The organism is Peribacillus sp. P4_C12 (assembly GCF_056402095.1).
The window spans coordinates 1-1,220 of the sequence record NZ_JBFUIB010000851.1; the positions used below are offsets into that span (position 1 = coordinate 1).

General features: G+C 35.5%; 1 pseudogene. It reads right to left on the reverse strand.

Annotated features, from left to right (window positions below):
* Positions 1 to 170: 170 nt before the first annotated feature.
* Positions 171 to 1,086, reverse strand: a pseudogene (locus tag AC1DUW_RS29650) (Gfo/Idh/MocA family protein).
* Between the last annotated feature and the right edge of the window lie 134 nt (positions 1,087 to 1,220).

A 1,220-nucleotide genomic window follows, 5' to 3' on the forward strand; every position in this document is an offset into this window, starting at 1 on the left:
ACATAATCTCATTACAAAAAGACGCCTTCTTATTAAAGAAAAGCGCCCGTTTGTGGAACAAACATATTTCTTTTCTGCCTATATAACATAAGTGAGATTATAGGAAGTTAATCAAAATATAAAGCTGACTTTAAAAGCCAGCTTTATACACCATTTACTTATGAATTTAATTATTTTTGTTTTAGTAATTGATCAACAAGTAGTTGAGACTTTAACCCTTCTAATCCATCAACAAGGGGTTGCTCATCATTTTGAATACAATAAATGAAATGCTGTACAGCATCTTCAAAGCCCCGTTGTTTTAAAGTTGTTTCCCATGAAGAAGAAACTGTTGTAGATATTGCATTTCTTCTTCGATTTCTGTTGTATTCATGTTTTTTACACGGATAATTGCTCCGTCGTTATCAATTCTATTTGTTCTAAATTCGTTCCTGCTTTTCTATGCATAGCTGTGGTGAAAGATATATTTTGTGAGGATTCATACGTATGCTGCGCATATAAAAGTTGATTTTCATCGTTCGTATGAACAGTACCATACAGCACACTAAGATCTCCATCACCCAACCAACGTACTGTATCGACTAAGTGAAGATAATCATCTAACATTGTGAACTCATAAGAATAAGGACCCACACTGTCCGTTCTGTGCTTTTCAACACGTACCCAAGCTATATTATTCGCTTTTTCCTTTGCTTTCACATACATTGGAGCAAAACGACGATTAAATCCAACCATAAGCTTTCTTCCCAATTTTTCACTTAATTCGACTAATTTTTCTGCTTCTGAAATAGATGCTGCCAATGGTTTATCGACATATACATCTATCCCTTTGTTAAGCAGTTCCGAAACCACTTCATAATGTGATTCAGTAGAGCTGTGTACAAACACGGCATCACACTCTTGAGCCAATGCTGGTAAGCTATCAAAATCTTGTATACGATACTGATTGCAGATTGCCTTTCTCTTCTCTCTACTGGGTGAAAATGCACCCGCAAATGTCCAATCTGTTTCTTTTGAAAGAATAGGCAAATATGCTTTCTGAGCGATACCACCCAGTCCTACCATACCGATTCTAGGTTTCATCAAATTAATCATCCTTTTCATGTATAGATTTGGTAAAGCATTAATGAAGAACAATTGATTTGTTCCTCCGTGATGCATAATAGTTAACCCTAAAAAAGGTCCAACTACCATACCAAGATTGAGTGTTAGTCCATAAT